General features: G+C 63.3%; 20 protein-coding genes, 1 pseudogene and 1 riboswitch. Of the genes and pseudogenes, 11 read left to right on the top strand and 10 right to left on the bottom strand.

The features are described 5' to 3' along the window. Positions 1 to 5: 5 nt before the first annotated feature. The gene (xdhA, locus tag ACPWR9_RS21660; protein ID WP_426300485.1) at positions 6 to 1,478 is read right to left on the bottom strand and encodes a xanthine dehydrogenase small subunit; all 1,473 of its coding nucleotides are present in this window, start codon (positions 1,476 to 1,478) and stop codon (positions 6 to 8) included. Between the two features lie 210 nt (positions 1,479 to 1,688). Here xdhA and ACPWR9_RS21665 point away from each other — a divergent pair, with 210 nt between their 5' ends. Next, complete coding sequence (locus ACPWR9_RS21665) at positions 1,689 to 2,675, top strand: LysR substrate-binding domain-containing protein (RefSeq protein ID WP_426300487.1); 987 nt, start codon at positions 1,689 to 1,691, stop codon at positions 2,673 to 2,675. A 101-nt stretch (positions 2,676 to 2,776) separates the two neighbouring features. Here the strand turns inward: ACPWR9_RS21665 and ACPWR9_RS21670 are convergent, their stop codons facing one another. From ACPWR9_RS21670 to ACPWR9_RS21685, 4 genes are all read right to left on the bottom strand, one after another. Beyond that, a complete protein-coding gene (locus ACPWR9_RS21670; RefSeq protein ID WP_426300489.1) occupies positions 2,777 to 3,289 on the bottom strand; it encodes a disulfide bond formation protein B in 513 nt (170 codons plus the stop codon). 247 nt (positions 3,290 to 3,536) lie between these two features. Beyond that, complete coding sequence (locus ACPWR9_RS21675) at positions 3,537 to 4,922, bottom strand: amidase (RefSeq protein ID WP_426300491.1); 1,386 nt, start codon at positions 4,920 to 4,922, stop codon at positions 3,537 to 3,539. Positions 4,923 to 4,924: 2 nt separating this feature from the next. Beyond that, the gene (locus ACPWR9_RS21680; RefSeq protein ID WP_426300493.1) at positions 4,925 to 5,608 is read right to left on the bottom strand and encodes a GntR family transcriptional regulator; all 684 of its coding nucleotides are present in this window, start codon (positions 5,606 to 5,608) and stop codon (positions 4,925 to 4,927) included. A gap of 14 nt (positions 5,609 to 5,622) precedes the next feature. After that, positions 5,623 to 6,309 (bottom strand): DUF2848 domain-containing protein, encoded by a 687-nt coding sequence (locus ACPWR9_RS21685; protein WP_426300495.1) that lies wholly within the window; start codon positions 6,307 to 6,309, stop codon positions 5,623 to 5,625. A gap of 439 nt (positions 6,310 to 6,748) precedes the next feature. On the opposite strand from ACPWR9_RS21685, the gene ACPWR9_RS21690 reads away from it, so the two are divergent. Then, positions 6,749 to 8,548, top strand: a complete 1,800-nt coding sequence (locus tag ACPWR9_RS21690) for a cation:proton antiporter (RefSeq protein ID WP_426300497.1) — start codon at positions 6,749 to 6,751, stop codon at positions 8,546 to 8,548. A gap of 119 nt (positions 8,549 to 8,667) precedes the next feature. Here ACPWR9_RS21690 and ACPWR9_RS21695 read toward each other — a convergent pair whose 3' ends face one another. The 3 genes from ACPWR9_RS21695 to ACPWR9_RS21705 form a co-directional block, all read right to left on the bottom strand. After that, entirely contained in the window at positions 8,668 to 9,258 is a 591-nt protein-coding gene (locus tag ACPWR9_RS21695) for a PaaI family thioesterase (RefSeq protein WP_426300499.1), read from the bottom strand. A 113-nt stretch (positions 9,259 to 9,371) separates the two neighbouring features. Continuing rightward, positions 9,372 to 10,109, bottom strand: coding sequence for a 3,4-dihydroxy-2-butanone-4-phosphate synthase (gene ribB, locus ACPWR9_RS21700; protein ID WP_426300501.1), 738 nt, complete (start codon positions 10,107 to 10,109; stop codon positions 9,372 to 9,374). Between the two features lie 96 nt (positions 10,110 to 10,205). Beyond that, positions 10,206 to 10,383: riboswitch (FMN riboswitch) on the bottom strand. A 176-nt stretch (positions 10,384 to 10,559) separates the two neighbouring features. Beyond that, positions 10,560 to 10,757, bottom strand: coding sequence for a heavy-metal-associated domain-containing protein (locus ACPWR9_RS21705; protein ID WP_426300503.1), 198 nt, complete (start codon positions 10,755 to 10,757; stop codon positions 10,560 to 10,562). A gap of 271 nt (positions 10,758 to 11,028) precedes the next feature. Here ACPWR9_RS21705 and ACPWR9_RS21710 point away from each other — a divergent pair, with 271 nt between their 5' ends. The 5 genes and pseudogenes from ACPWR9_RS21710 to ACPWR9_RS21730 all read left to right on the top strand — a co-directional run bounded on the left by ACPWR9_RS21710 (position 11,029) and on the right by ACPWR9_RS21730 (position 18,300). Next, positions 11,029 to 13,608, top strand: coding sequence for a heavy metal translocating P-type ATPase (locus tag ACPWR9_RS21710; protein ID WP_426300505.1), 2,580 nt, complete (start codon positions 11,029 to 11,031; stop codon positions 13,606 to 13,608). 138 nt (positions 13,609 to 13,746) lie between these two features. Beyond that, on the top strand, positions 13,747 to 14,556 hold the full coding sequence (locus ACPWR9_RS21715) for an endonuclease/exonuclease/phosphatase family protein (protein ID WP_426300507.1): 810 nt from the start codon (positions 13,747 to 13,749) through the stop codon (positions 14,554 to 14,556). A 7-nt stretch (positions 14,557 to 14,563) separates the two neighbouring features. Next, a pseudogene (gene cueR / locus ACPWR9_RS21720) lies at positions 14,564 to 14,962 on the top strand (Cu(I)-responsive transcriptional regulator); the annotation flags it as partial. 450 nt (positions 14,963 to 15,412) lie between these two features. After that, positions 15,413 to 15,553 (top strand): DUF3563 family protein, encoded by a 141-nt coding sequence (locus ACPWR9_RS21725; protein WP_150681448.1) that lies wholly within the window; start codon positions 15,413 to 15,415, stop codon positions 15,551 to 15,553. 584 nt (positions 15,554 to 16,137) lie between these two features. Continuing rightward, complete coding sequence (locus ACPWR9_RS21730) at positions 16,138 to 18,300, top strand: TonB-dependent receptor (RefSeq protein WP_426300509.1); 2,163 nt, start codon at positions 16,138 to 16,140, stop codon at positions 18,298 to 18,300. 126 nt (positions 18,301 to 18,426) lie between these two features. On the opposite strand, the gene ACPWR9_RS21735 is transcribed toward ACPWR9_RS21730, so the two are convergent. Continuing rightward, a complete protein-coding gene (locus ACPWR9_RS21735; protein ID WP_426300510.1) occupies positions 18,427 to 18,906 on the bottom strand; it encodes a DUF995 domain-containing protein in 480 nt (159 codons plus the stop codon). A gap of 339 nt (positions 18,907 to 19,245) precedes the next feature. On the opposite strand from ACPWR9_RS21735, the gene ACPWR9_RS21740 reads away from it, so the two are divergent. Beyond that, complete coding sequence (locus ACPWR9_RS21740; RefSeq protein ID WP_426300512.1) at positions 19,246 to 19,722, top strand: DUF1348 family protein; 477 nt, start codon at positions 19,246 to 19,248, stop codon at positions 19,720 to 19,722. A gap of 3 nt (positions 19,723 to 19,725) precedes the next feature. Here ACPWR9_RS21740 and ACPWR9_RS21745 read toward each other — a convergent pair whose 3' ends face one another. Next, positions 19,726 to 21,036: an Nramp family divalent metal transporter gene (locus ACPWR9_RS21745; RefSeq protein WP_426300514.1), complete on the bottom strand. Its 1,311-nt coding sequence runs from the start codon at positions 21,034 to 21,036 to the stop codon at positions 19,726 to 19,728. Positions 21,037 to 21,169: 133 nt separating this feature from the next. On the opposite strand from ACPWR9_RS21745, the gene ACPWR9_RS21750 reads away from it, so the two are divergent. The 3 genes from ACPWR9_RS21750 to ACPWR9_RS21760 all read left to right on the top strand — a co-directional run bounded on the left by ACPWR9_RS21750 (position 21,170) and on the right by ACPWR9_RS21760 (position 24,126). Continuing rightward, positions 21,170 to 21,556, top strand: coding sequence for a hypothetical protein (locus tag ACPWR9_RS21750; RefSeq protein WP_426300516.1), 387 nt, complete (start codon positions 21,170 to 21,172; stop codon positions 21,554 to 21,556). A 181-nt stretch (positions 21,557 to 21,737) separates the two neighbouring features. Continuing rightward, positions 21,738 to 22,604, top strand: a complete 867-nt coding sequence (imuA, locus tag ACPWR9_RS21755) for a translesion DNA synthesis-associated protein ImuA (protein ID WP_426300518.1) — start codon at positions 21,738 to 21,740, stop codon at positions 22,602 to 22,604. Then, positions 22,561 to 24,126: a Y-family DNA polymerase gene (locus ACPWR9_RS21760; protein ID WP_426300520.1), complete on the top strand. Its 1,566-nt coding sequence runs from the start codon at positions 22,561 to 22,563 to the stop codon at positions 24,124 to 24,126. The genes imuA and ACPWR9_RS21760 overlap by 44 nt, the downstream gene beginning before the upstream one ends. Positions 24,127 to 24,133: the final 7 nt, after the last annotated feature.

Raw genomic sequence — 24,133 nt, forward strand, 5'->3', positions numbered from 1 at the left:
TCCGGTCAGACAGTGGCGAACGCATTGACCTCGTGTGCCGCGAGCGGCGCGTCGGTACGCGTTTCCAGGAAAAAACGATACAGCAGATTCTGCGCGCCTGCGAGCCGGTAAGCACTCGTCGCCCGCATATCCGACAGCGGCTGATAGTCCGTCGGCAGTGCAGCCATCGCCGCCCGCACGCTCGCCTCGTTCCACGGCTGACCGTTCAGCGCCGCTTCAATGGCCGCACCCCGCTTGGGCGTGGCGGCCATGCCGCCGAATGCGACACGCGCCGAGCGCACCACATCGCCATCGAGCTCGACAGCGAAGGCGGCGCACACGGCCGAGATGTCCTGATCGAAGCGCTTGGCCAGCTTGTACGTACGGAAGCGCTGTGCGGTGCCCGGATACGGCACACGAATGCCCTGCACGAATTCACCGGCTTCCAAGGCGCTCTTCTGATACGCGATGTAGAAGTCTTCGAGCGGCATTTCGCGCACGCGGTCTTCGCGGCGCAGCACGATGGAGGTGCCCAACGCGATCAAGCCCGGCATGGAGTCGCCGATGGGCGAGCCGTTGGCGACGTTGCCGCCGAGCGTGCCCGCATTGCGAATCGGGAACGACGCGAAGCGCTGACGCAGTTCGGCGAGTTCGGGGTAGTGCTTGACCAAGGCATCGAAAGCATCGTTGAGCAGGGCGCCTGCGCCGACGTAGATGCCGTTCGGACCTTCCGAAATCTCACGCAGTTCCGCCACCTGCCCGATATAAATCAGGTGTTTGAGATCGCGGAATTGCTTGGTGACCCACAGGCCCACGTCGGTGCTGCCCGCGAGAATACGGGCTTCCGGATGCGCGGCGCGCAGCGTGCCCAGCTCGGCGAGCGTGCGCGGGGCGTGGAACAGGTGGTTATCGTGCTCGTAGCTGAGCATCTCGCCGCGTTGCAGCGCTTGGAGCTGTTTGGCGAGTGCTGCACGGTCGAATTCGTGACGCGGCAGGTCGTACATCTTTTGCGCGGCGTCGACGATCGGACGATAGCCGGTGCAGCGGCACAGGTTGCCGGAGAGCACGTCGTCGATTTCGCGGCGGCTCGGGCAGCCCGCCGACTCGGGGCGGTTCAGGTACATGGCCCATAGCGACATCACGAAGCCGGGCGTGCAGAAGCCGCATTGCGAAGCGTGGCAGTCGACGAGCGCCTGTTGCACCGGGTGCAGCTCGCCTGTGGGGGCGCGCAGGTCTTCTACGGTGAACAGGGCCTTGCCGTCGAGCGTGGGGAGAAACTGGATGCACGCGTTGACCGCGCGCAGAGACACATCGCCATCGCCAGCCAATTCGCCGATGACGACGGTACAGGCACCGCAATCGCCTTCGGCACAACCCTCTTTGGTGCCGGTGCAATGCAGGTCTTCGCGGGTGTACTGGAGCACGGTGCGGGTCGTGTCCTCGCCCGTGACCTCGTGCACCTTGCCGCGGTAGAAAAAGCGGATGGGTTGTGTCTCCATGATTCTCAGTGTAGTGCAGTGAATTGTTGTCGATGTGCCGGGACTGCTCCGGCATGGGGATGAGGCGAAGATAGCACCGGCGCGGGAGGTAAATATTTCGGGGCCATGATGATGGCTATTCGGTCGCCCCGATGACGCGGCATTGTCATAAACTATGACCCATCCCCCTGATATCAGACGTTTTATACGTCCACCGAGCCCCCAAGCCCCATGCAAAGACCCCGCGAACAGATCGACGCCTACCTGCTGCGGGTGCTTCATACGCTGCTCACCGAACAAAGTGTCTCGCGCGCGGCGCTCAAGCTGGGGCAGTCGCAACCGGCCGTGAGCAACTCGCTGCGCCGCCTGCGCGAAATTACCGGCGACGCCATTCTGGTGCGCGGCAAGAGCGGCATGGTCGCTACCGAGCGCGGCCGGGAATTGCTGGGTTTTGCCACCGACGCCCTGGCTGCCATCGACCGCATTACCCATCCGGCCACGGAATTCGCCCCGCAGACCACCACGCGGGCCTTCCGGCTGGGCGCCCCTGACTATCTGGACGCCGTTTTCCTGCCCAATATCGCCGAAGTGCTGCGCCGTGACGCGCCGTCGGCACGACTGCACGTTCAGCCGATCAATGCGGGGTTCGACTACGCCGGAGCGCTGGAAAATGGCTCGCTCGACGTCGTCATCGGCAACTGGCTCGAACCGCCGCCGCAATTGCATATGTCGCGCCTGTTCGACGACGAAGTGGTGTGCATGCTCGGCGCACAGCATCCGCTCGCGAATAAGGGCATCTCGCTCAAGCACTATCTGGAATTGCCGCATCTGGCGCCGACGCCCTATGTGGCAGAGCGTCAGAGCTTTATCGACGGTTGTCTGGCTGAGCAGGGCTTGCGGCGCAACATCCAGATGACGATGCCGTATTTCGGGCTTGTGCCCTACGTGCTGATGCGCACGGATCTGGTGTTCACCACCGGCCGCCAGTTCGCGCAGCACTATGCGCGCTATCTGCCGATTCGCGTGCTGCCGTCACCGTTCCAGTTCCCGCCGATGCGCTTCTATCAGCTCTGGCATGAACGTACGCATGCGGCCCCGGAAGTGACGTGGCTGCGCCGACGTGTGGCAGAAGTGGCAACGGAATTGGATGCGGCAGGTACTGCTGGGTCTGGCGCTGGCAATGGCGCCGCAGATACCACGGTGGCCGGTCGGCCCTAAGTTAGACGGCTGAGCGGCTGAGCGCCTGAGCGAGGGGGGAATCGGTGCCGGGCGCTGCCGCGTTCGGCAGGCGCCCGGATCCCGCAGTTGATAACGACGCCTTAGCGCAGCGAAATCGCACGACGCGGACGATGCAACGCCAGCGCCAGGAAAATCACCACAAACGCCGCGAGCGACCACATCGGCAGCGTCAGGCCGAGAATCGGCGGGTACATCGTCTGGCACATCCCCTGCACCTGGAAGACTTGAGGCAGCATGCGCGAGGTCGGCAGGGCATCGACGAACGCTTCGACCACGTCGTAACCGCAACTCACCATCGGGTTGGCCTGCACGTAAATCAGATAGGCCGACGCTGCCATTCCGCCAATGGCGGACAACGCGGCGAGTACGCGCGCGAATTGAATCCCCGCCCAACCGCGCGACACTGCGCCCACCAGCCCAAAGATCGCAATCAGCACCAGCGCATAGCGCGCCAGAATGCACAGCGGGCAGGGGTCTTCGTGCAACACGTATTGGAAGTACAGCGCGCCGCCAAGCAAGGCGAGGCAGACGAGGGTGAGCAGGAAATACAACGAGCGTTCGCGGCGCAGAGCCGGTTCGATTTGAGCGTTCATGTCACTTCGGGCGGGTGGACTATTGGATAACAGACGGCACGCTGATGCCCGCAAACGCCCGTTTGATGCGGGCGTTGGGCACATGGGCAGGCATTGTAACCCCGCCTCGATTCGCGCGTGAGACGAAAAATTACGGAACTTTCTGCCCAAAAATCAGACGGTTGCCTCTCCTGCGAGCTATCAAAACTCGCAGGGTTCCCGAAAACGTGGCAATGAGACCGGCCGGGGTGTCATCCCGGCCTCGGCATCAAGCGCCCAGACCCGCCCCGCGCAGCGTCTGTTCGATGGCGCGACCAACCGGGAACAGGCGGGCGTCGTCACCCGCGGCACCGCTCACCATCAAGCCGATCGGGGCTTCGCCAGCCCCCTGACACGGCAGCGAGAACGCGCAGCCGTCGATCATGTTGATCGCCGTGGGGTTGCGCAGCACCAGCGCATTAGTCGTGGTGAAAGTGTCGTCGCTCGCTTCCAGCGGGCCGATGGCCGGGGGCGTGAGCGGCACCGTCGGGCACAGCACGGCGTCGAAACTTTGCCAAACCGGATTCGCCGCCCCGATGAGCGCGGCTCGCGCAGCGATCAGGTCGATGTAGTCGGCGGCGCTGGCAGGCTCGCCCTTGCGAATACGGACCAGCACGCGCGGGTCATAGCCCTCGGCGCGCTCGGCCAGCAGCTTGCGATGCCATGCGAACGCTTCAATCGGCGAAAAACCGAAGCGGTTGATCGCGGGCAGCGTGTCGAAGGGCGCAAACGTGAACTCGACAAGCGTTGCACCCGCCTTAGCCAGCGCGGCGAGTGCGCGCTCATAGATGGCCAGGGCGGCGGGTTCTGCGCCATCGAGCACGTAGTTGGTCAGCACGCCAAAACGCATGCCTTTGATTGCGCGCGGTGCGGCAGGCGCTTCAACGACCGGTTGACCCGACAGAATCGCGTCGACCCAAGCGCAGCAGTCGACCGAGCGGCCAATCGGCCCCACCGAGTCCAGCGTGGTCGACAGCGGCACAGCGCCATCGCGCGGCGTGCGCGAGGCAGTCGGCTTGAAGCCGGTCAGGCCGCAAAATGCCGACGGAATCCGAATCGAGCCACCCGTGTCGGTGCCCAGCCCCACCGCCGCCATGCCATCGGCGACAGATGCCGCGGCCCCCGACGACGAGCCACCGGCAACGTGGCCGCTCTCGCGCTGCCACGGCGAGCGCGGCGTGCCGTAGTGCGGATTTAGGCCCAGTCCGGAAAACGCGAACTCGGTCATGTTGGTGCGGCCAACGATCACCGCGCCTGCCTGACGCAGTCGCGCCACGGCAGGGGCGTCGTGTTTGGCCGGTGCGGCGTCGGCGAGTACGCTCGACCCGGCGCGCGTGACTTGTCCGGCCACATCAAACAGGTCCTTCACCGACACCGGCACGCCCATCAACGGCGACAGGCGCACACCGGCGCGGCGCAGGGCGTCTGCGCCATCGGCGGCTGCGCGCGCGGCATCGGCATCGACCTGCGTGAAGACGACATTGCCTTGGCCCGCCGGATCGGCAATGCGCGACAGGGCTTGCTCGGTCAGGTCACGGCTGGTAGTACGGCCACTGTCGAGGGCAGCGGCAAGATCGGACAGGGGGCGTTTCAGATCGATGGCGTCGTGGCTCATGTTCAGATCGCTTTCAGAATATGGGTGCGGAATTCTTCGATATGCCGGGCAATGGCCCGGCGGGCGCGCTCGGCGTCGTGTGCCGCCAAGGCCTCATACAGTTCGAGATGCTCTTCGTACACGCCTTCCAGATGGCTTGGCGACGACAGCGCCAGAAACCAGAAGCGCAGCGAGCGCTCGTGCAGGCCGCGCAGCAATTCGGCCAGCGTCTGGTTGCGCGACGCGCGCGAGATCGCCAGATGGAAGTCGCGGTCGATGGCCATCATCTGCGCAACATCGCGTGCGGCAATGGCTTCGCGCGAACGTGCCAAGACCGCTTCGATGGCCGCGAGATCGCCCGGTGTGGCGGCGCGCGCGGCCAGTTCGACGCAGTAGGTCTCGTTGATCATGCGCACGTCGATGATTTCCAGCGCGTCGTTGAGCGAGACCGGCGCGACCATCGCACCCTTGCGCGGCAGGATCACCAGCAAGCCTTCGAGCGCCAGACGGTGCATGGCCTGATGCACGGGGGTGCGACCGAGTCCCGTCGACTGCATCAACTGCGCTTCGTTGAGCGTTTCGCCCGGGCGCAGGCGCAAGGTGATGATGTCGTGCTTGATCGCCTCGTAGGCGCGCTCGGTGAGACTGCGCCCGTCGTTGGGTGCAGCCGCAGGGGACAGGGAAGCGTCGGACGTGTGGTTGAGCATCGAATCGGGGGAAATCAGTCGGCGATGGCCAGCGCCTGCGTGGCGTAGCGGTGCCGGATGGTGCGGTCGAGGACCGGGTCGCGCAATTCGATCTCGAATGCCTCGCCACCGGCCACACCGCCAATGGCAGCGAGTGTGCCACAGAACATTGCGGCGCCAATAGGCAAGCCGTTCGCGCCCAGCTTCGCCATCAATTCCTGCGGCGAGAGCAAGCCCGCGACCGTGCCTTCCTGATACAGATGACGCTCGCCTGCACGGGTAACCCACGAGCGCAGTTCGAGTTGATCCCAGTGATCGGCCACGTCGGCGAAGCGCCACGCAGCGCGTGCGACCGGCTTGCCACAAACCTGTTTCGACACGGTCACGCCATAGGCTTCGACTTCACGGTCGGTGTGATCGGACCCCACGCTCACAAGCAAACCGGCCTCGCTTTGCACCAGCACGCACTCGGCTTCGCCGCTGCTGGTCTGACCCACGACATCGATGGCGTCGTCCTGCGAGAGCAGGGCGGGGGCGAGTCGATAGAAGCACGGGGTGGTCGACGGACGGCGCACGCCGAGCGCCGCCAGCTCGGCAATGTGATGTTCGACCGCGTCACGGTCGCGCCCGGCCCAGCCAGCGATGATCAACGAATCGACACGCACGTCGACCGACGAAGATGCGCCACCTTGCGGCACCGCAAACGACAAACGGGAACTCATGAAAACGCACTCCTGTGAAATTCGATTGATATTTGTGTGATATTTCACAGTGCGACGCGACAAAACGCAAGTAAAAAAATTTCATCGGAAGTGGCATTCGACGGGAATTTTTTGTGAAGAGCCCCGTCAATCTTGGGTTGCGCGCGTCTCCGCCCATCGCGTATATTGGGTCGGCGCGCGGGTTGCACCGTGCTTTGCGGATCGGATCGCGGTTCATGGCATCTGGGCGGAGCATGCGTCAAACCGGCGGTCCGGCGGAAAATCCGCCAACGTGACCGAGCGCAACGTCTATCAAGCCGGCGGGTGATCAGCCGGCTTCCCACCTTTATCAAGCATCACGCCTTGTGTTGCCGCGGCGGCCTTCGGGTTGCAGCGCGGCGCGTGGGCGTCGTCAAAAACAGCAATACCGGCGTACCACGCCGCGGGGAGAACGTATCGGATGCATCACGCCATCGACTTCATTCAGGACCTGGCCGTCATCATGCTGCTAGCCGGCATCGTGACGGTCATCTTCAACCGGTTCCGGCAACCGGTCGTGCTCGGCTATATCGTGGCGGGCGTGATTATCGGCCCGTACACGCCGCCGTTTGCCCTCATACATGACGAGAAGACGATCGGCATTCTGGCCGAGCTCGGGGTCGTGTTCCTGATGTTCTCGCTGGGTCTGGAATTCAGTTTGCGCAAGCTCGCGCGCGTGGGCGTGACCGCCTTCGTCGCGGCGTTGACTGAAATCGTGCTGATGCTCTGGATCGGTTACGAGATCGGCCGATTCTTTGGCTGGAATTCGATGGACTCGATCTTCCTCGGGGCCATGCTCGCGATTTCGTCGACTACCATCATCGTGAAGGCGCTCGACGAACTCGGCATGAAGAAAGAGCGCTTCGCGCAGCTCATCTTCGGTGTGCTGATCGTGGAAGACGTGCTCGCCATCGGCATGATCGCGCTGCTCTCGGGCATTGCCATCAGCGGCTCGGTAGATGCAGGCGAAGCGACGTTCACGCTCGGCAAGTTGCTGCTGTTCATGGTCGTGTCGCTGGTGGTGGGCATTCTGCTCGTGCCGCGCATTCTCGGTTACGTGGCGAAGTTCAAGAGCGACGAGATGTTGCTCGTGGTGGTGCTCGGGCTGTGCTTCGGCTTCTGCCTGCTGGTCATTCAGATGGGCTACAGCGTGGCGCTCGGCGCGTTCCTTATCGGCGCCATCATGGCCGAAGCGCGGGAGTTGCACACCATCGAGCGGCTGGTGGCACCCCTGCGCGACATGTTCAGTGCGATCTTCTTCGTGACCATCGGCCTGCTGCTCGATCCGCACGTGCTCACTACGTATATCGTGCCGATTCTGGTGATTACGGTGGCGGTGGTGGTGGGCAAGATCGTGTCGTGCGGGTTGGGCGCGTTCATGTCGGGGCAGGACGGTCGGACGTCGATGCGCGTGGGCATGGGCCTGTCGCAGATCGGTGAGTTCTCGTTCATCATCGCGTCGCTGGGGTTGTCGCTGAAGGTGACGAGCGACTTCCTGTATCCGATTGCGGTGGCCGTGTCGGTCATCACGACGTTGCTCACGCCGTATCTGATTCGTGGTGCCGACCCGTTCACCGGCTGGTTGGGTCGCGTGATGCCGGGGCGTCTGTCGTATGTGCTCGGGCAATACACGCAGTGGCTGCAAAGCATTCAGCTCACGGGCGACAGCGCGGCCATCGTCGCCATCGTGCGTCGCATTGTGATGAGCGTGGCGATCAATCTGGCGCTGGTGGTGACGATTTTCCTCGGTGGCGCGTTTTTCTACCGCCGTCTGGCCGAACTGATGTCGCCGTGGGTGCGTGACCCGAGCCTGCAAAGTGCCGTGGTGTGGGGCGGGGCGCTGGTGTTGTCGCTGCCGTTCCTGATCGCGGTGTATCGCAAGCTCAAGTCGCTCTCGCTATTGCTCGTCGAGCTGTCGGTGCCGCCGAGTCTGACGGGGCGCTACACGCTGCAAGTGCGTCGCGTGGTCGCCGAGATCTTGCCGATTGCGGCCATGGTCGGGGTGATTCTGCTGGTGGCGGCGCTCTCGGCGAGCATTCTGCCGTCGACCGAAATGATCGTGTTGATCGTCGCCGGGACGGTGGTGCTGGCGATCGTCATGCGTAGCTGGTTCGTACGCATGCACGCGAAGCTGCAAATCGCACTCAAGGAAACGCTGGAGCATCAACCCGAAGCGGATCACGGCAACGGTCCGAATGGCGGCGGCGGCTCGTCGCACTAAAGGACGTTAGCCCGGCGCGAAGGGTTTCGCGCCGTGGCATGCAGACGAGATGTCAATAAGAAAGCCCGCCGGAGGATGACCTCCGGCGGGCTTTCTCGTTTCGGCAAACTTGTTGGCGCTTACGCCTTGCGCGGCGGGAAATCGAAGATCAGGCAGGTGGTCGTTGCGTGGGCGTAAAGCGTGCCGTCCGGTCCGACGATGCGGCCCTCGGCAATGCCCACTTGGCGGCCGACCTGAATCACTTTGCCTTCGGCGCGTACGAGCGGCACGTCTCGCGTGAGCGCACGCACCATGTTCGTTTTGAGTTCCAGTGTGGTGTAACTGCGCCCGGCGGGCAGCGTCGAGTGAATGGCGCACGCGACACACGAATCGAGCAGCGTGGCGAACCAGCCCCCGTGGATCGAGCCGAGCGGGTTGTAGTACGGCAGTGCTGGCCGGCCTTGAAAGACGGCATGACCGTCGGCAATGTCGATGGCGATAAAACCGAGCGTCTCGCTGATCGGTGGCATGGGCAGCTTGCCCTCGAACATCGCCTGGAAAATCTCGTTGCCGGACAAGCCAATCACATCCGAGGGCGTTGCAACGCCATAACGCACGGGGCCATCGCGCTCGACGCGCGCACGCACGGCGGCCTCGTCGGCTTCCCACTGGGCGAGTACCGCCGCGGCGTCGGGTTTGACGGATTTGAGGTTGGGGGCACTCTGCGTCATGACGTCTTCCTCGTAACTTTTATGATGATAGGTATGTCAGGCGATTATAGAAGCGCTTTCGCATGACCGTGTATCACCGCGTTAGAGGGAAATGTCGACGCAGGTTATGCCCCTTATGCCGCTTGCGCCTGATCGCGGCGGTAGGTTGCCAGTTCGTCGATCGTGAGAATCGGCAGGTTGTGCAACTCGGCGAAGCGCTCGATATCGGCGCCGCGCGTCATCGTGCCATCGGGGTTCATGAGTTCGCACAGCACGGCGGCGGGCTTCAGACCGGCGAGGATCGCCAGATCGACCGAGCCTTCCGTATGGCCGCGGCGCGTGAGCACGCCGCCCGGCTGCGCGCGCAGCGGGAACACGTGGCCGGGACGCGACAGATCGGACGGCTTGGCGTCGTCGGCGATGGCTGCGCGAATCGTCGTCACGCGGTCGACGGCCGACACGCCGGTGGTCACACCGTGACGCGCTTCGATCGTCACCGTGAATGCGGTGCCGTAGCGGCTCTGGTTCTGATCGACCATGGGCGGCAGATCGAGGCGGCGCAGTGTTTCGTCGGGCAGGCACAGGCAGACGATGCCACTGCACTCGCGAATCAGCATGGCCATGGTGGCGGGCGTGATTTTCTCGGCCGCGATGATCAGATCGGCTTCGTTCTCGCGGTCAAGATCGTCCATGAGAATCACGGGACGGCCTTCGCGCATCGCTTCGAGCGAGGCGGCCAGGCGCACTTCGACGGGCGGCAAATTGGCGAAAGCGGGGTAATCGAGCAGATTGTCGTCAGCGTTGGCCGCGTGGTTTGCAGCGGCTGGCGAGACTTGCGATGCGGCTTGGGTGTTGCGGGTAATGACGGACATGAAACGCTCCTCGCGTAAATGGATCGGGCGAAAAACGTTTCAGGGCATGCGAACGGACGTCACCATGGGATGGCATCCCATGGAGCGCGGGTATCGACGCATCTTCTCTCATCCGGACTATGACCGTCGGCTCTGGCTTCGCACCAGATCTGCTGACCCTGCCGGTATTGCGAAAGCAACGGTGGCAAGCGCTCGCGGGCTCATGAGCGGGCAGCGCTAACTGCTCCTCTCACATACCGCCGGTGGGGACTTTCACCCCGCCCTGAAGACGTGTATGCCAACGGTGCCGTGTCCACAAAGCGTGACAACGACCTCATCAGCGGGACAAAGCGTAGCACAAGGTACGGTTACTCTGCTGGAGAGGCAGCAACGGCGGTGCGGGAATACGGGGAAGGGGGAGGGATGGCCCGTGAGGCTGGCGTGCCTCACGGTGTTTGGCAACTACCGTGTTTAGCTGGCGCTCTTGACCGTATAGCCTGCGTCGACGATCGCCGCCGTGACTTCTTCCGGGGAGAGGTCGCTATCCACATCGACGCGACCCGCGCCGAGATCCACGTTGACCTTCGCGTCGGCGTCGCGCTCGGTGATTGCACGGGTGACAGCTTTGACGCAGTGACCGCAGCTCATTCCTTCGACTTGCACTTGCATGGTGAACTCCTTGAGTGACAGGTGGGATGTTCCCGGGAGGGCGTAACTTCAGTGTCCCTTCCGACGTGAACCGATCATAGACCTTCCTATAACGGGAAGCTCAAGCGATTTTTCAGCGTATTCGTGTGGCACGTCAGACGGGGCCCAAACCTGCGCGGTTCCGGCGGCGCTATGGTGGAGCCTTCCGAATGAACTTGCGCAATGCGCTTGACCTTCCTGTCATGGCAAGGTCTATGCTTCGACACATGATAAGGCTCATGGAGTGACTCAAATGACGCAGAACTGGTCGGTTGGCATCGAAGGTATGACCTGCGCTTCGTGTGTGACCCGTGTCGAGAAGGCATTGCGACGCGTGCCGGGCGTGGCCAACGCCACGGTCAATCTCGCCACCGAGACGGCCGCTGTGGAGGCCGCCCCGGATGTGGCGCCGTCGGCATTGCTCGGGGCCGTGCAGAGCGCGGTGAGCGATGCGGGCTACGAGGTGGCCGGGCAATCGTTCGAATTGGCGATTGGCGGCATGACGTGTGCGTCGTGCGTGGGGCGTGTCGAGAAGGCCCTGCGTGCGGTGCCCGGGGTGATCGAAGCGAGCGTCAACCTTGCGACCGAGAAAGCCAACGTGCGCGGCGTACGCGGTGCCGTCGACGGCACGGTGTTGATTGCGGCGGTCCAGAAGGCGGGCTATGAGGCGACGCTGGTCACCGATCCGGCAGCCGAAGCCGTCTCGCATGAAGGCCCGGCGTGGTGGCCGGTGGCGGTGGCAGCGGTGTTGTCGCTGCCGCTGCTGTTGCCGATGCTGGTCGAACCGTTCGGTGTGCATTTGATGCCACCGCCGTGGGTGCAGTGGCTGCTCGCTACGCCGGTGCAGTTCTGGCTGGGGGCACGGTTCTACCGTGCGGGTTACAAGGCAGTGCGCGCGGGCAGCGGCAATATGGATTTGCTCGTGGCGCTCGGTACATCGGCCGCTTATGGCCTGAGTTTGTACGAATGGTGGCGCGCGCCTGCGGGCAGCATGCCGCATTTGTATTTCGAAGCGGCGGCGGTCGTCATCACTTTGGTGCTGCTGGGTAAGTGGCTCGAGGCACGGGCCAAACGCCGTACTGTCGAGGCGATTCGGGCGCTGGCGGCGCTGCGCCCCGAAACGGCGCGCGTGTTGCGTGATCCGCAGGGCGCAGCCAATGAGGTCACTGTGCCGCTTGCTCAGGTGGCAGTCGGCGACTGGGTGGTCGTGCGTGCTGGCGAACGTTTGCCGGTGGACGGTGTGATTCGCGATGGCGCCAGCCAGCTCGATGAATCGCTGCTCACTGGCGAGCCGTTGCCGATCGACAAGACGACGGGAGATACCGTCGTCGGCGGTTCGATCAATGGCTCGGGAACATTACGTGTCGAGACGACGGCCATCGGCGCCGACACGGCACTGGCACGCATCATTCGCATGGTCGAAGACGCGCAGGCGGGCAAGGCGCCGATTCAACGCGCGGTCGACCGGGTGGCGGCGGTGTTCGTGCCCGTGGTGGTGGTCATCGCGTTGATCACGCTGTTCGGTGGCTGGGCCTACGGCATCGGCTTCGAAGCCGCCATGCTCAATGCGGTGGCGGTGCTGGTGATTGCGTGTCCGTGTGCGCTGGGGCTGGCGACACCTGCCGCGATCATGGTGGGCACTGGCGCCGCAGCGCGGCAGGGCATTCTGATCAAGGACGCTGAAGCGCTTGAACTAGCGCATCGTGTGAACGTCGTTGCCTTCGACAAGACCGGCACGCTGACGGAGGGCAAGCCGCGTCTGGTCGCGTATTTGCCCGCCCCGGGTGTCGACGCGCAAACGCTGTTGCGCTGGACGGCGGCGGTGCAATCGGGCAGTTCGCATCCGTTGGCGAAGGCGGTGATTTCGGCGGCTGAGGAAGCCGGACTCGCGGCGAACGTGCCGGTCGCCACAGACATCGCCGCGTTGCCGGGACGAGGCATGCGTGCGCGCATCGACGAATCGGGTGCATGGCATGCGCTGCAACTGGGCAACTCGCGCTTGTTGGACGAACTGAACGTGTCGCAAGGCGAACTGGCACATGAGGCAGCACGACTGGCGAGCGAAGGGCGGACGGTGTCGTGGCTTGTGGATGGCGGTGAGGGCGTCAGTGCCGGCAACGGCGAATCCGGTGCGCTTGCTCACGCCGGTGGCGTCGGGGCACCCACGTTGCTGGGGTTGCTGGCGTTCGGGGACACCGTCAAAGCATCGGCGCGTGAAGCCGTGGCGCGACTGCAAACGATGGGCGTGCGCACGGTCATGGTGACCGGCGACAACGCAGGTAGCGCCAACGCGGTGGCAGCGGCCCTCGGGCTGGATGAAGTGCACGCCGACGTGCTGCCCGAACACAAGGCCGAGGTGATTGCGCAACTCAAGCGCGATGGCGCGGTCGTAGCCATGGTCGGCGACGGTATCAACGATGCCCCGGCGCTTGCCGCTGCCGATGTCGGTATCGCCATGGGGTCCGGCACAGACGTCGCCATGCAGACCGCGGGTATTACGCTCATGCGCGGCGATCCGCTGCGTGTTGCCGATGCGATCGACGTGTCGCGCCGCACATGGTCGAAGATTCGGCAAAACCTGTTCTGGGCCTTCGCTTACAACGTGATCGGCATCCCGCTGGCGGCCTTCGGACTGCTCAGCCCGGTGATTGCCGGTGCCGCGATGGCGCTAAGCAGTGTGAGCGTGGTGAGCAATGCGTTGTTGTTGCGCCGCTGGCGTCCGGCTGGCGCCGCGAATGGCGCGAGTGGCGATCGCGCGGCCAATGGGACGCCAGGGCAAGCTGGGAGGGCCGTACCGGCCGATTTGCCCGGGCACACGCCTAACGGCGCATAATGAACCGATCGGGGGCGACGCATTCGAGGATCACGCTCGATGCGCCGCCCGGAATTCAAAGCCTCTTGAAATTCGCCGAAAGCGACATCATCTTGTTGATATCGTCTGTCTTCCGGCACGGAGTCTATGCTGCCGAATATGAATAGTCTGCATATCGCGAGTTACAACATCCACAAGGGCTTTTCCGCTTTCAATCGACTGCGGGTTCACGAGTTGCGCGCTGGGCTGGAAGGGCTCGCGCCGGATCTCGTCTTCCTTCAGGAAGTGCAGGGTATGCATCAGCGCCATGCCTCGCGCCATAGCAACTGGCCGGTACAGCCTCAGCATGAGTTTCTGGCGAACGGCATTTGGCACGATCACGCCTATGGCCGCAACGTGGTGTACGAGCACGGCCACCACGGCAACGCCATTCTGAGCCGCTATCCGATCGTTAGATCGGACAATCACGACATCACCACCTATAGTTTTGAAAAGCGCGGCATGCTGCACTGTGAAATCGCGGTGCCGGGGCTGCGACAGCCGTTGCATTGCCTGTGTGTGCACTTGTCGTTGGCTGGGCCCGGGCGTCGCCGGCAGTTCGACATGTTGGCCGAGCGGGTGGCGGATGCGATTCCGAAGGATGCGCCGTTGATTATTGCCGGTGACTTCAACGACTGGAGCAATCAGGCGGACCGGTTGCTGGCGGAGAAGCTGGCGTTGACTGAAGTGTTTCAGAACAGTGTGGGCCGTCCAGCGCGTAGTTTTCCGAGCGGATTGCCGCTTTTACGACTTGACCGCATCTATTCACGCGGCTTTGATATCGAAGGGGCGCAGGTGTTGCATGGCCGCCCCTGGTCGAGAATCTCCGATCACTCGCCTATCAGTGCCCGGCTTATGCCGTCGGACGATGAGAAGGCGTTGATGAATGGTGCTTCCACCCCGCCGTTCAACCCTCGTTCCCCCCAGTGAGGCAGCTATGAACATCGGACAAGCGGCGCAGGCCAGCGGTGTTACGGCCAAGATGATCCGGTACTACGAGAGTATTGGCCTGATGCCCCCTAGCCCGCGCTCCGACGCTGGTTACCGCCGCTACGGCGAGCAGGACCTGCATCTGCTGCGCTTCATTCGGCAGTCGCGGCGGTTAGGTTTTGGCATCGATCAGATACGCCAACTGCTCGCACTTTGGCAGGACCGCGGCCGATCCAGCGCGCAGGTCAAGGCGCTCGCCCAGTCGCACGTCGACGAGCTCAATCAACGTATTGGGGAATTGGTCGCCATGCGCGACACGCTCTCCCATCTGGCCGTGCACTGCCATGGCGACGACCGTCCGGATTGTCCGATCCTTGAAGGGATTGCTGCGGCGACGTTGACGCCGTCGACACCTGCCGCGAACGCCGGTCCGACGAGCGTGCCGGTGCAACAAGCCGCGGCAGCAGAGGCCGTCTCCAGTGCACCGGCAAGCAATCCCGGTAAGGACGGTGATACTCAGGCCTGCCACGTCCCGCAAGGGTAAGGCAGACGCTCCCGGGCAGGTTCACAGCACCGGAAAACGCAGCATGATGCGCCGCAACAGCGGCGCTTTTTTTGATCCGTTGTTTTTTGATCACCCGCTGCGACACGCCGTCGCAGACGACTTTGCAGGCCGACGAAAAAATCATAACTATATGATTTGTAAGTAATTAATTTGGAATCGACTGTATTCGAAGTGTTTCTCTAGCAGAATGCGTGGGCTTTTCGCAAATCAGGGCTAACCCTTTACGGGAAAACCCTATATAATGCGAAGCACTGCTGCGATGCAGCACACTAAATGAATTGGAGAAACGTCATGTTTGCCGCCCTGTTTGAAGTCGTGAACACTTGGTTTGAAACTGCTGAACGCCGTCGTCGTGAAGCGTTCCTGGCTGAGTCGAAGGACATCGTTGAACTGGAACAACGTATCCGCTCGCTCGAAACCGCCGGTTACTAAGTACTAAAGTAGTCCCCCCGGACGCACGGTCGTCGCTGGCGCAATCAGGCTGGTCGATCGTCACATTGGGCGATTCCCGTCATCGTTGTGATGACGTGCGACAGCGCCCCAGCCGTGAATCCGGATGCCATGTCTCTGTTGTTTCGAGACTGGCTCGCGCAAAAGCCCGCCGTTTGGCGGGCTTTGTCGTTTACGTACGGCTCATGTAATCCCCGACGCTTGCTCCTCGCGCTTATCACCCGACAGCGCTCCCCCGTACGCCATCTCTGCCGTACGTTCCCAGCGTATCCAACTCAACGTTCCGATGAGCGTTTCCGTCTTTTTGGCCGAAACGCACGTGTTGCCTGACCTCCCATAAATCACAGGCCCCATGAGTTGCATTTCTGTAATTGATAACAATAATAATTCTCATTAAACTTCGTGCGAACTGAGTTGCCGCGGGAAGGCATTGTCGCGAGCGCTCACGCCAAGACGTCGGTGTCGTCGGCGGCCGTGCCTTGTGCCGGTCGAGATCCGCAACCGGCGAAACGCTTCTAGTCTCGGGCCGCTGTGGTCGCCGGGGCGTATCTCTCAAGCTGTACCTCATGTCCGAAGTTTCCCGCTTGTCTATGCCGAAGTGCGCTGCCATCGCCTTCGGTTCGTTCGTGCTCTCGGCGAACGCCGTCGCACAGTCCACCACGCAGAACGACGTAGCGCTGCCAGCCGTCACGGTGCAGGGCGCGCGCGAGGCATCGCCCAACGACCCGCCTCCCGCATACGTCGGCGGTCAGGTCGCGCGTGGCATGAGCTTTGGCGTGCTGGGCAATCAGAATAATCTCGACGTTCCGTTCAGCATGAGCGCCTACACGTCGAAGATGATCGAGGACCAGCAAGCTCGCACGCTCGCCGATGTGCTCGATAACGACCCGTCGGTGCGCATGTCGCGCGGCTTCGGCAATTTCGCGCAAACCTTCGTGATCCGCGGCTTCACGCTGGCAGGCGACGACATTTCGCTCAACGGCCTATACGGCATCACGCCGCGTCAGTTGGTGTCTACCGAAGCGCTAGAGCGCGTGGAATTGTTCAAAGGCGCCAACGCGTTTCTGAATGGCGCGTCGCCGGGCGGTTCGTCCATCGGTGGGGGCGTGAATCTGCAACTCAAGCGTGCGGAAGACACACCGCTCACCCGTGTCACCGTCGACACCAGCGGCTCGGGTGAACTGGGTGGCCACGTGGATGTCGGCCGACGCTTCGGCAGTGAGGGGCAGTTCGGCATTCGCGTGAACCAGGCGGTGCGCGACGGCGAGACCTCCGTCGACCGCGAACATTCGAACTCGAACTCCACGGCCGTGGCACTCGACTGGCGCGGCGACAAGGTGCGTGTGTCCGCCGACTTCCTGTATCAGAAGGAACACATCGGCTCGGGCCGCGCGCTGTACAACTTCTCGGGCAACGTGCTGCCCCCGCCGCCTGCTGCCACGTCGAACTACGCCCAGTCTTGGAGCTACACGACGCTCGAAGATAACGTCGGCATCGTGCGTGCCGAGTACGACTTCCTGCCGAACTGGACAGCGTACGTCACCGGCGGTGTGCGTCACACCAACGAGAACGGGGAGTACTCGAACCCGACATGGAAGGGCTCGCCGAGCACGATTACCGCCACGCGTCTGAACGCGCCGCACCAGGAAGATGCGCTCTCGGGCGAAGCCGGTGTGCGCGGGCGTTTTGCCACCGGACCCGTGTCGCATTTCGTGACGGCCGGCGTGTCGGGCACGCGTCTGGATTCGCAGTCTGCCTATACGTATGCGGGGGCGTTCTCGACGAATTTCGTCAATCCGCCGCAAGTGCCGTATCCGAAGACCACGCTACAAGGCGGCAACCTCGACGATCCGCAGACCACGGCGTTGACGTTGTTGCGTAGCGCGGCGGTGTCCGACACGCTGGGTTTCTTCAACGATCGTGTGCTGGCGACGGTGGGTGTGCGCCATCAGTCGATCGGCGTGAATAACTACAGCTACACCGGTGTGCAAACGCTGGCTTACAACGACTCGATCACCACGCCGGTGTTCGGGCTGGTGGTTAAGCCGTGGCAGAACGTGGCGTTCTTCGCTAACCGCAGCGAAGGCTTGGCAGCGGGTTCGACCGCACCGCAGGGCACGAACAACTACGGTCAGTCGTTGCCGCCGTACCGTTCGAAGCAGTACGAATTCGGCGCGAAATACGACACGGCGCGCTTCGGTGCATCGGTCGCGTTTTATCAGATTGAAAAGCCGTCGGCGTACACCAACGCAGCCAACTTCTATGTGGCCGATGGGTCTGAGCGCCACCGTGGCGTCGAAGCCTCGGTCTATGGCAGCCCGGTGAAAGACGTCCGCGTGATCGCCGGTGTGTCTTACATCGACGGCGAGTTGCTCAACCAGTCGAGCGCATCGACGAACGGCAATCGTCCGGTGGGCGTGCCCACGTTCCAGTACAACCTCGGTGCCGAGTACGACGTGCCGTGGGTGCCGGGCCTCACGCTCAACGCCCGCTGGATTCACACGGGCCGCGAGTACGCCAACATCGCGAACAGCGCGTCGATTCCCGCATGGGACCGCTTCGATTTGGGCGCACGTTACGCCATGCAAATCTACGGCAAGCCGACGACGTTCCGCGTGAGCGTGCTCAACGTGACGAACAAGGCTTATTGGTCGAGCGTGTCGTCGAGCAACTACTTAACCCTCGGTGCACCGCGCACCTTCCTGATGTCGATGACGACGGACTTCTGAGTTGTTGGACTCGTACGTCGCTTCGCCCCCACTGCCACGCTGACGACGGAAAACGCAGTGGAAGCAGTCGCGCCCCGGTGCTGTTCGCAGCACCGGGGCGTTTTATCGTCTGGCGGTCGCTGTTGGTTACTTCTCGAAGTGGAATTCCGTGGCGAGGGCGGCACCGTTGGCGAGCGAGGTGACGCCGTAGTACTTGTCGCCGACCTTGAACATGAACCGGCACCAGTTCTCGGTGATGGCGCGCCACTCGAGGTTCACACAGTACGAGCCGTTGTCGTTGACCGACCAGGTGCCGGTGGCGTGAGCGGTCTGCACGAGGCGGGTGGTCGAGCCCATGTTGCCCTTGTTATCCGTGGTGGCGTTGAGCGAGCCGTTGGTTTCATTGACCCATTTGCGTGTGCTGCCGTTGTCGAGCATGTTGGTGACGTGTGCGCCGGGCATCAGCGAACGTAAGTCGTCGACCGAGAGTTGCTGCCCATTGGCTTGTTTGATGTCGGACAGATGCATCGGGTCGGCATGCGCGAGTGGCGATAGCGCACACAAGCCGAGCGCGGCGAGGGTAGGGAAAAGGGAGAAGCGTTGGAAGCGATTGACGAGGCGGAACATAGTGACTCCCGGAGACGAAGCCTGAGCACGACGCTTGCGCTTGCACGAACACACGTATGTGCATCGGCAATAGGGCAACGGCACATCAGCGCAGTGGCGTGTGGCGTCTTGCGAGCATTCCCGCGCTCGGGCGCGCGGTGTGGCTATCGGTCCGGGTAATGCGTTACCACTATAGGTGGCGTATGCCATGACCCCAATCCGGCGCAACCCGGGGACCGTGCAGTCCGTCGGCCAGCTCGATGGGTAGCGCGATGGGTAGCAGATGGGTAGCGAGCAGCGCAAATCGCTTGGCGCTACACTCGCACGACCCGTGTTCCTATTTGCGAAAGGAGCGTTGCCATGTCAGAGAGTGAAGCCCGCCCACCGTTTCCGCCGTTCACACGTGAGACAGCGATCCAGAAAGTGCGCATGGCCGAAGATGGCTGGAATTCACGCGACCCGTCGCGGGTGGCGTTGGCCTATACCGCCGACAGCCGCTGGCGCAATCGCGCCGAGTTTCCGCGCGGGCGAGACCAGATCGTCGAATTTCTGACGCGCAAATGGCAGCGCGAACTCGACTACCGGCTAATCAAGGAGTTGTGGGCGTTTACCGAGAACCGCATCGCCGTGCGCTTCGCCTACGAGTGGCGCGACGATTCCGGCAACTGGTTCCGTTCCTATGGCAACGAGAACTGGGCGTTCGACGCACAGGGGCTGATGGCCGAGCGCCATGCGAGCATCAACGACACTCGCATCGGCGAACACGAACGGTTGTATCACTGGCCGCTCGGGCGCCGCCCCGACGATCATCCGGGACTGAGCGATCTCGGTCTGTAGTCATCAATCCAGCCCGAAGATCAGCAGCAGATTCGTCGCCGTAATCACGATGAACAGCGCCCACGCAACGACTTGCGTGGGTCGCCCGATCGTGTCGCCGTTCATCACGCGCGGGTCGCTGACCGAGCGGATAAGCGGCCACATCGCAAATGGCAATTGCAGACTGAGCAGCACTTGACTCCACACGAGCAGCTTGCCGACTGCGCCATCCCCCAGCCAAAGCACGCCGATTAACGCAGGCACGAGCGCGAGCCCTCGCGTGATCAGCCGTCGCTGATAGCAGGGAATCTTCATGTGCAGAAAGCCATCCATGATGACTTGGCCTGCGATGGTTCCCGTGAGCGTGGAGCTTTGGCCCGAGGCAAGCAATGCAATCCCGAAGAGGAAGGCGGCGGCGCTGCCTGCAATGGGCGTGATGAGTTTGTAGGCTTGCTCGATATCGGTGACGCTCGTCTGGCCGCTCGCGTGAAAGACCGATCCAGCAAGCACGAGAATGGCCGCATTCACGAACATCGCGATCACCAGCGACACCCATGTATCGATGCGCACGAGTGCGAGGGTGTCGCGAATGTCGCCGTGCTTGCCGCCGGTCACACGCCGTGTTTGCACGATGGACGAATGCAGGTAGAGGTTGTGCGGCATGATCGTGGCGCCCACGATGCCCAGCGCCAGCACGATGGCATCGCGCCGGTCGTGGCTGGGGGCACCGGGCACAAGACCGGCGGCCACCGCGTGCCAGTCGGGCGGCACCATCGCCACTTGCGCGACGAAGCAGAACGCCATGGTGCCGATCAGCCCGAGCACAATGGCTTCGATCTGCCGGAAGCCTTTGCCTTGCAGCCCCAGCACGATCATCGTGTCGAATGCGGTCAGCACGATGCCCCACGCGATTGGCACGCCGAGCAGGAGTTTGAAGGCGAGTGCGCAGCCGAGCACTTCGGCGATATCGCAGGCAATGATCGAGACTTCCGCTGTGACCCATTGCACGACGCGCCCGGTGCGGCCATAGCGTTCGTAGCTGGCTTGGGCGAGGTCTTTACCTGCAACGAGGCCGAGCCGGGCAGCAAGCATCTGAAGAAAGATCGCGGCGATGCTCGAGAGCGCAACCACCCAGAGCAGCGAGTAGCCGAATTGCGAACCCGCCTGAATATCGGTGGCCCAGTTGCCGGGGTCCATATAGCCGATGGCCACGAGCAAACCCGGCCCGGCAAAACGCTTGAGTTTGCGCCAGCGCGACTCGCTGGCGTCGATCACGATGCTGCCTTTGACTTCGGCGGGACAGAACGGGGCAGTGGCGGTGGTCGGCAGTGGCATGGGGGAGGGCGGGAGCGCGCAATTGACGACGAGCATACCGGGACACCGGTCTCGTGGCGACCCTCTGGATTTCGCTTGAGTGGCGCTTGTGTTTGCCACAGAATGCTCAGTGCTCGAATAACGGGGGAACACGATGAGCAAGGTGACGGGATCGGTTGCGGTGAATGAAACAGGGGCGAAGCGCAAGCGCGCGCTTTGGATTTATGCGTTGGCACTCTTTGTCGGTTGGCTGATTGCCGAGGCGATTCAAATGTTCACCGGGCGAAAATCGGATATGCATGCCGTGCTGCCCTTTGGCTTGGCCTTCGTGTGGGGAACGCTTTTTGCCGGGGCGTTGTTCATCAATAGTCTCGCCGTGCTCGGCAAGGTGTTTGGCGGCGGGTGGGCGCGCCTGAAGGGAGAGAAGCACTACGGGGAAGAGATTCCGCTGCTTGACTGGCTGCGCGAGCCGAGTGGATTCTTCGCCATATTGCTGCTGTTGACGCCGAACACCATCCTCTGGCTGAAGTCGGCGTTCTGACGGCGTGCCTATCGCGCATTGCGCATTGCGAGATGCGCTGAAGCGACCCACAGCAAAGCCCCGATACGTCGGGGCTTTATCGTTTTCATCGGTATCCATCGACGTTTACCGATGCGCAGACTGGCACGGCAATAGCGTTCTACCTGCTATACTGTATATCCATACAGTATTGTGACGCGTCATGACTCTGCCGCTCTCTTCTTTGCCCGCCGGGCTGTGGCGTGCCAGTGAACTGGCGCAATACCACCGCGCTGGCCACACCACAGGCTTCGCCGCGCTCGACGCGGAACTGCCCGGTGCGGGCTGGCCGCATGGTGCGGTGACCGAGTTGCTGAGCGAGCGCCCGGGCATCGGTGAGTGGCGGCTGCTGGCACCGGCGTTGCGCGATCTCACACAGGCCGGGCAACCGGTGGTGGTGATCGCGCCGCCGATGCTGCCATATGCCCCGGCGCTGGCCGGATGGGGCATCGACCTGCGCTGGCTGAGCGTTGTGACACGGCCAGTGCGCAGTGGCGCGCGTTCGACTTCCGCATCGGTATCGACAAGCCGCACCGCTCCCCGAACTCGTGCGGTGCGTGGCGAAGACCGCGACATGCTCTGGTGTGCCGAGCAGGCGCTCAAGAGTGCGTGCTGCGGCGCGGTGCTGGCATGGTTGCCAGCGGCAACGCCTGAGCAAATCCGGCGGCTTCAGGTGGCCTCGGGCGGCGGTGATGCGCTCGCGTGGGTCATGCGAGCACCCACGGCGGCGGCCACCGCTTCCGCTGCGCCACTGCGGCTTGGCTTGCAGGTTGGCGAGGATAGCCGTCTCGGCGTGCAATTCCACAAGCGCCGGGGGCCGCCCCGTACCGAGCCGCTCTGGCTGACACTGCCCGCGCCGTATGTGCGTGCGGAACACCCGACACAACCGGTGGCCGGGGACGATACCGCTATCCCATCAGCCCCTCGGCCAGCGCCTTCCTCTGCACCGTCGGTGGTGCCTTCTGCTTCCGTTTCCGGAGTCTCGCATGGCTTGCTGGATCGCCCTGCATTTGCCGACGCTCGCGCTTGAGCTTGCCAGTCCCGGTCAGCTAACGCGGGCCCACGGCGAGTCGCAAGGTGAGCGCGCACCGGTCGTCGACACGACCGTCGTGCTCGCGCAGTCGCGTGTGTGGCAAGCGAGCGAGGCCGCGCAGGCGGCGGGCGTGCAACCGGGCATGCGCCGGGGCGGGGTGCTCGCGTTGTTGCCACAAGCGAGATTTCACGAGCGCGACGAAGCGGCCGAGACCGTCGCACTCGAAGCGTTGGCATTGGCGTTGCTGCGTTTCGGCCCCGATGTCGCCATCGCGCCGCATCAATGTGTGCTGATCGATGTTGCGCCGAGCCTGCGCTTGTTCGGCGGGCTGGCGTCGCTCGCCGCACAGATTCTCGACAGTGCCGATGCGCTCGGACATCGCGCGTCGCTCGGTGTCGCGACAACAGCCAGCGCAGCGGCATTGCTGGCACGTGTGGGCGATAGGGAAGGCAATAGGGAGGACGATCGGGAGGAGGCCACGGTCTTTGTCGATACTTTCGCGCCTTGCCTGCCTCCGCCGTTGGCAGCGCTGCCACAGCAGCTCGATACGCTGCCCGTGGCGTTGCTGCCCGATGCGCAACCGTGGCTCGACTGGCTGGCGCAAATTGGTTGCGCCACGTTAGGCGAGTTGCGTGCGCTACCGACCAGCGGCATACGACGCCGTTGCGGTGCGGCACTCCCGGCGGCGCTTTCGCGTGCGTATGGCGAGGCGCCCGAAGCCCCGGCTTGGTACCGCGCGCCGCCGCACTTCGAGGCGGTGTTGCCGCTGCCGTCGCTCACGCACGATGTGGAAGTGTTGCTGTTCGGCCTGCGTCGCTTGCTCGCGCAACTCACGGGTTGGTTGACGGCCGGACAACTGGCCACGCGCGCCCTCACGCTCATCCTTGAACACGAACCATTGGGACGTCACACGCTCGCGCCGACGCGTTTCGACATCCGGCTGGCCGAAGCGAGTGCGGCACCGGCGCACTTGCTGTCGCTATGTAAGGAGCGATTGGCACGCTCGCCGCTGGTGGCCCCGGTACTCACGTTGCGGCTCGACGTCACGCAAACCGCTGCGCACGTGCCGCTGAGCGGCAGCTTGCTGCCCGAGCCGGGACGTGCCCGGCAAGATTTCGTGCAATTGATCGAGCGCATGTCGGCGCGTTTGGGCGACGAGCATGTGCGACGGCTGCAAGTGCGTGGCGATCATCGCCCCGAGGCGGCGTTTGCGAGCGTCGCTTATGAGGCAAAGGCGGTGACGGGGGAGGTCGATCGCGCCCCAATACCGCCACGTCCGGCATGGTTGCTCGATGCGCCGCAACGGCTCATGGTGCGCGACGAGCGTCCGTGGCGGCAGGGGCCGTTGCAGTTGGTCAGTGGCCCCGAGCGTATCGAAGCGGGCTGGTGGGAGCCGGGCACAGTCACGCGCGACTACTTCATCGCGGCCGATACGACTGGCGCGTTGCTGTGGCTGTTTCGCGAGCGTCCGGTCCATGGTGCGGATGCCGCGTGGTATCTGCATGGCTTGTTCGGCTGATCGCCGC

This window comes from Pandoraea pneumonica (genome assembly GCF_049918595.1).
GTDB lineage: Bacteria > Pseudomonadota > Gammaproteobacteria > Burkholderiales > Burkholderiaceae > Pandoraea > Pandoraea pneumonica_A.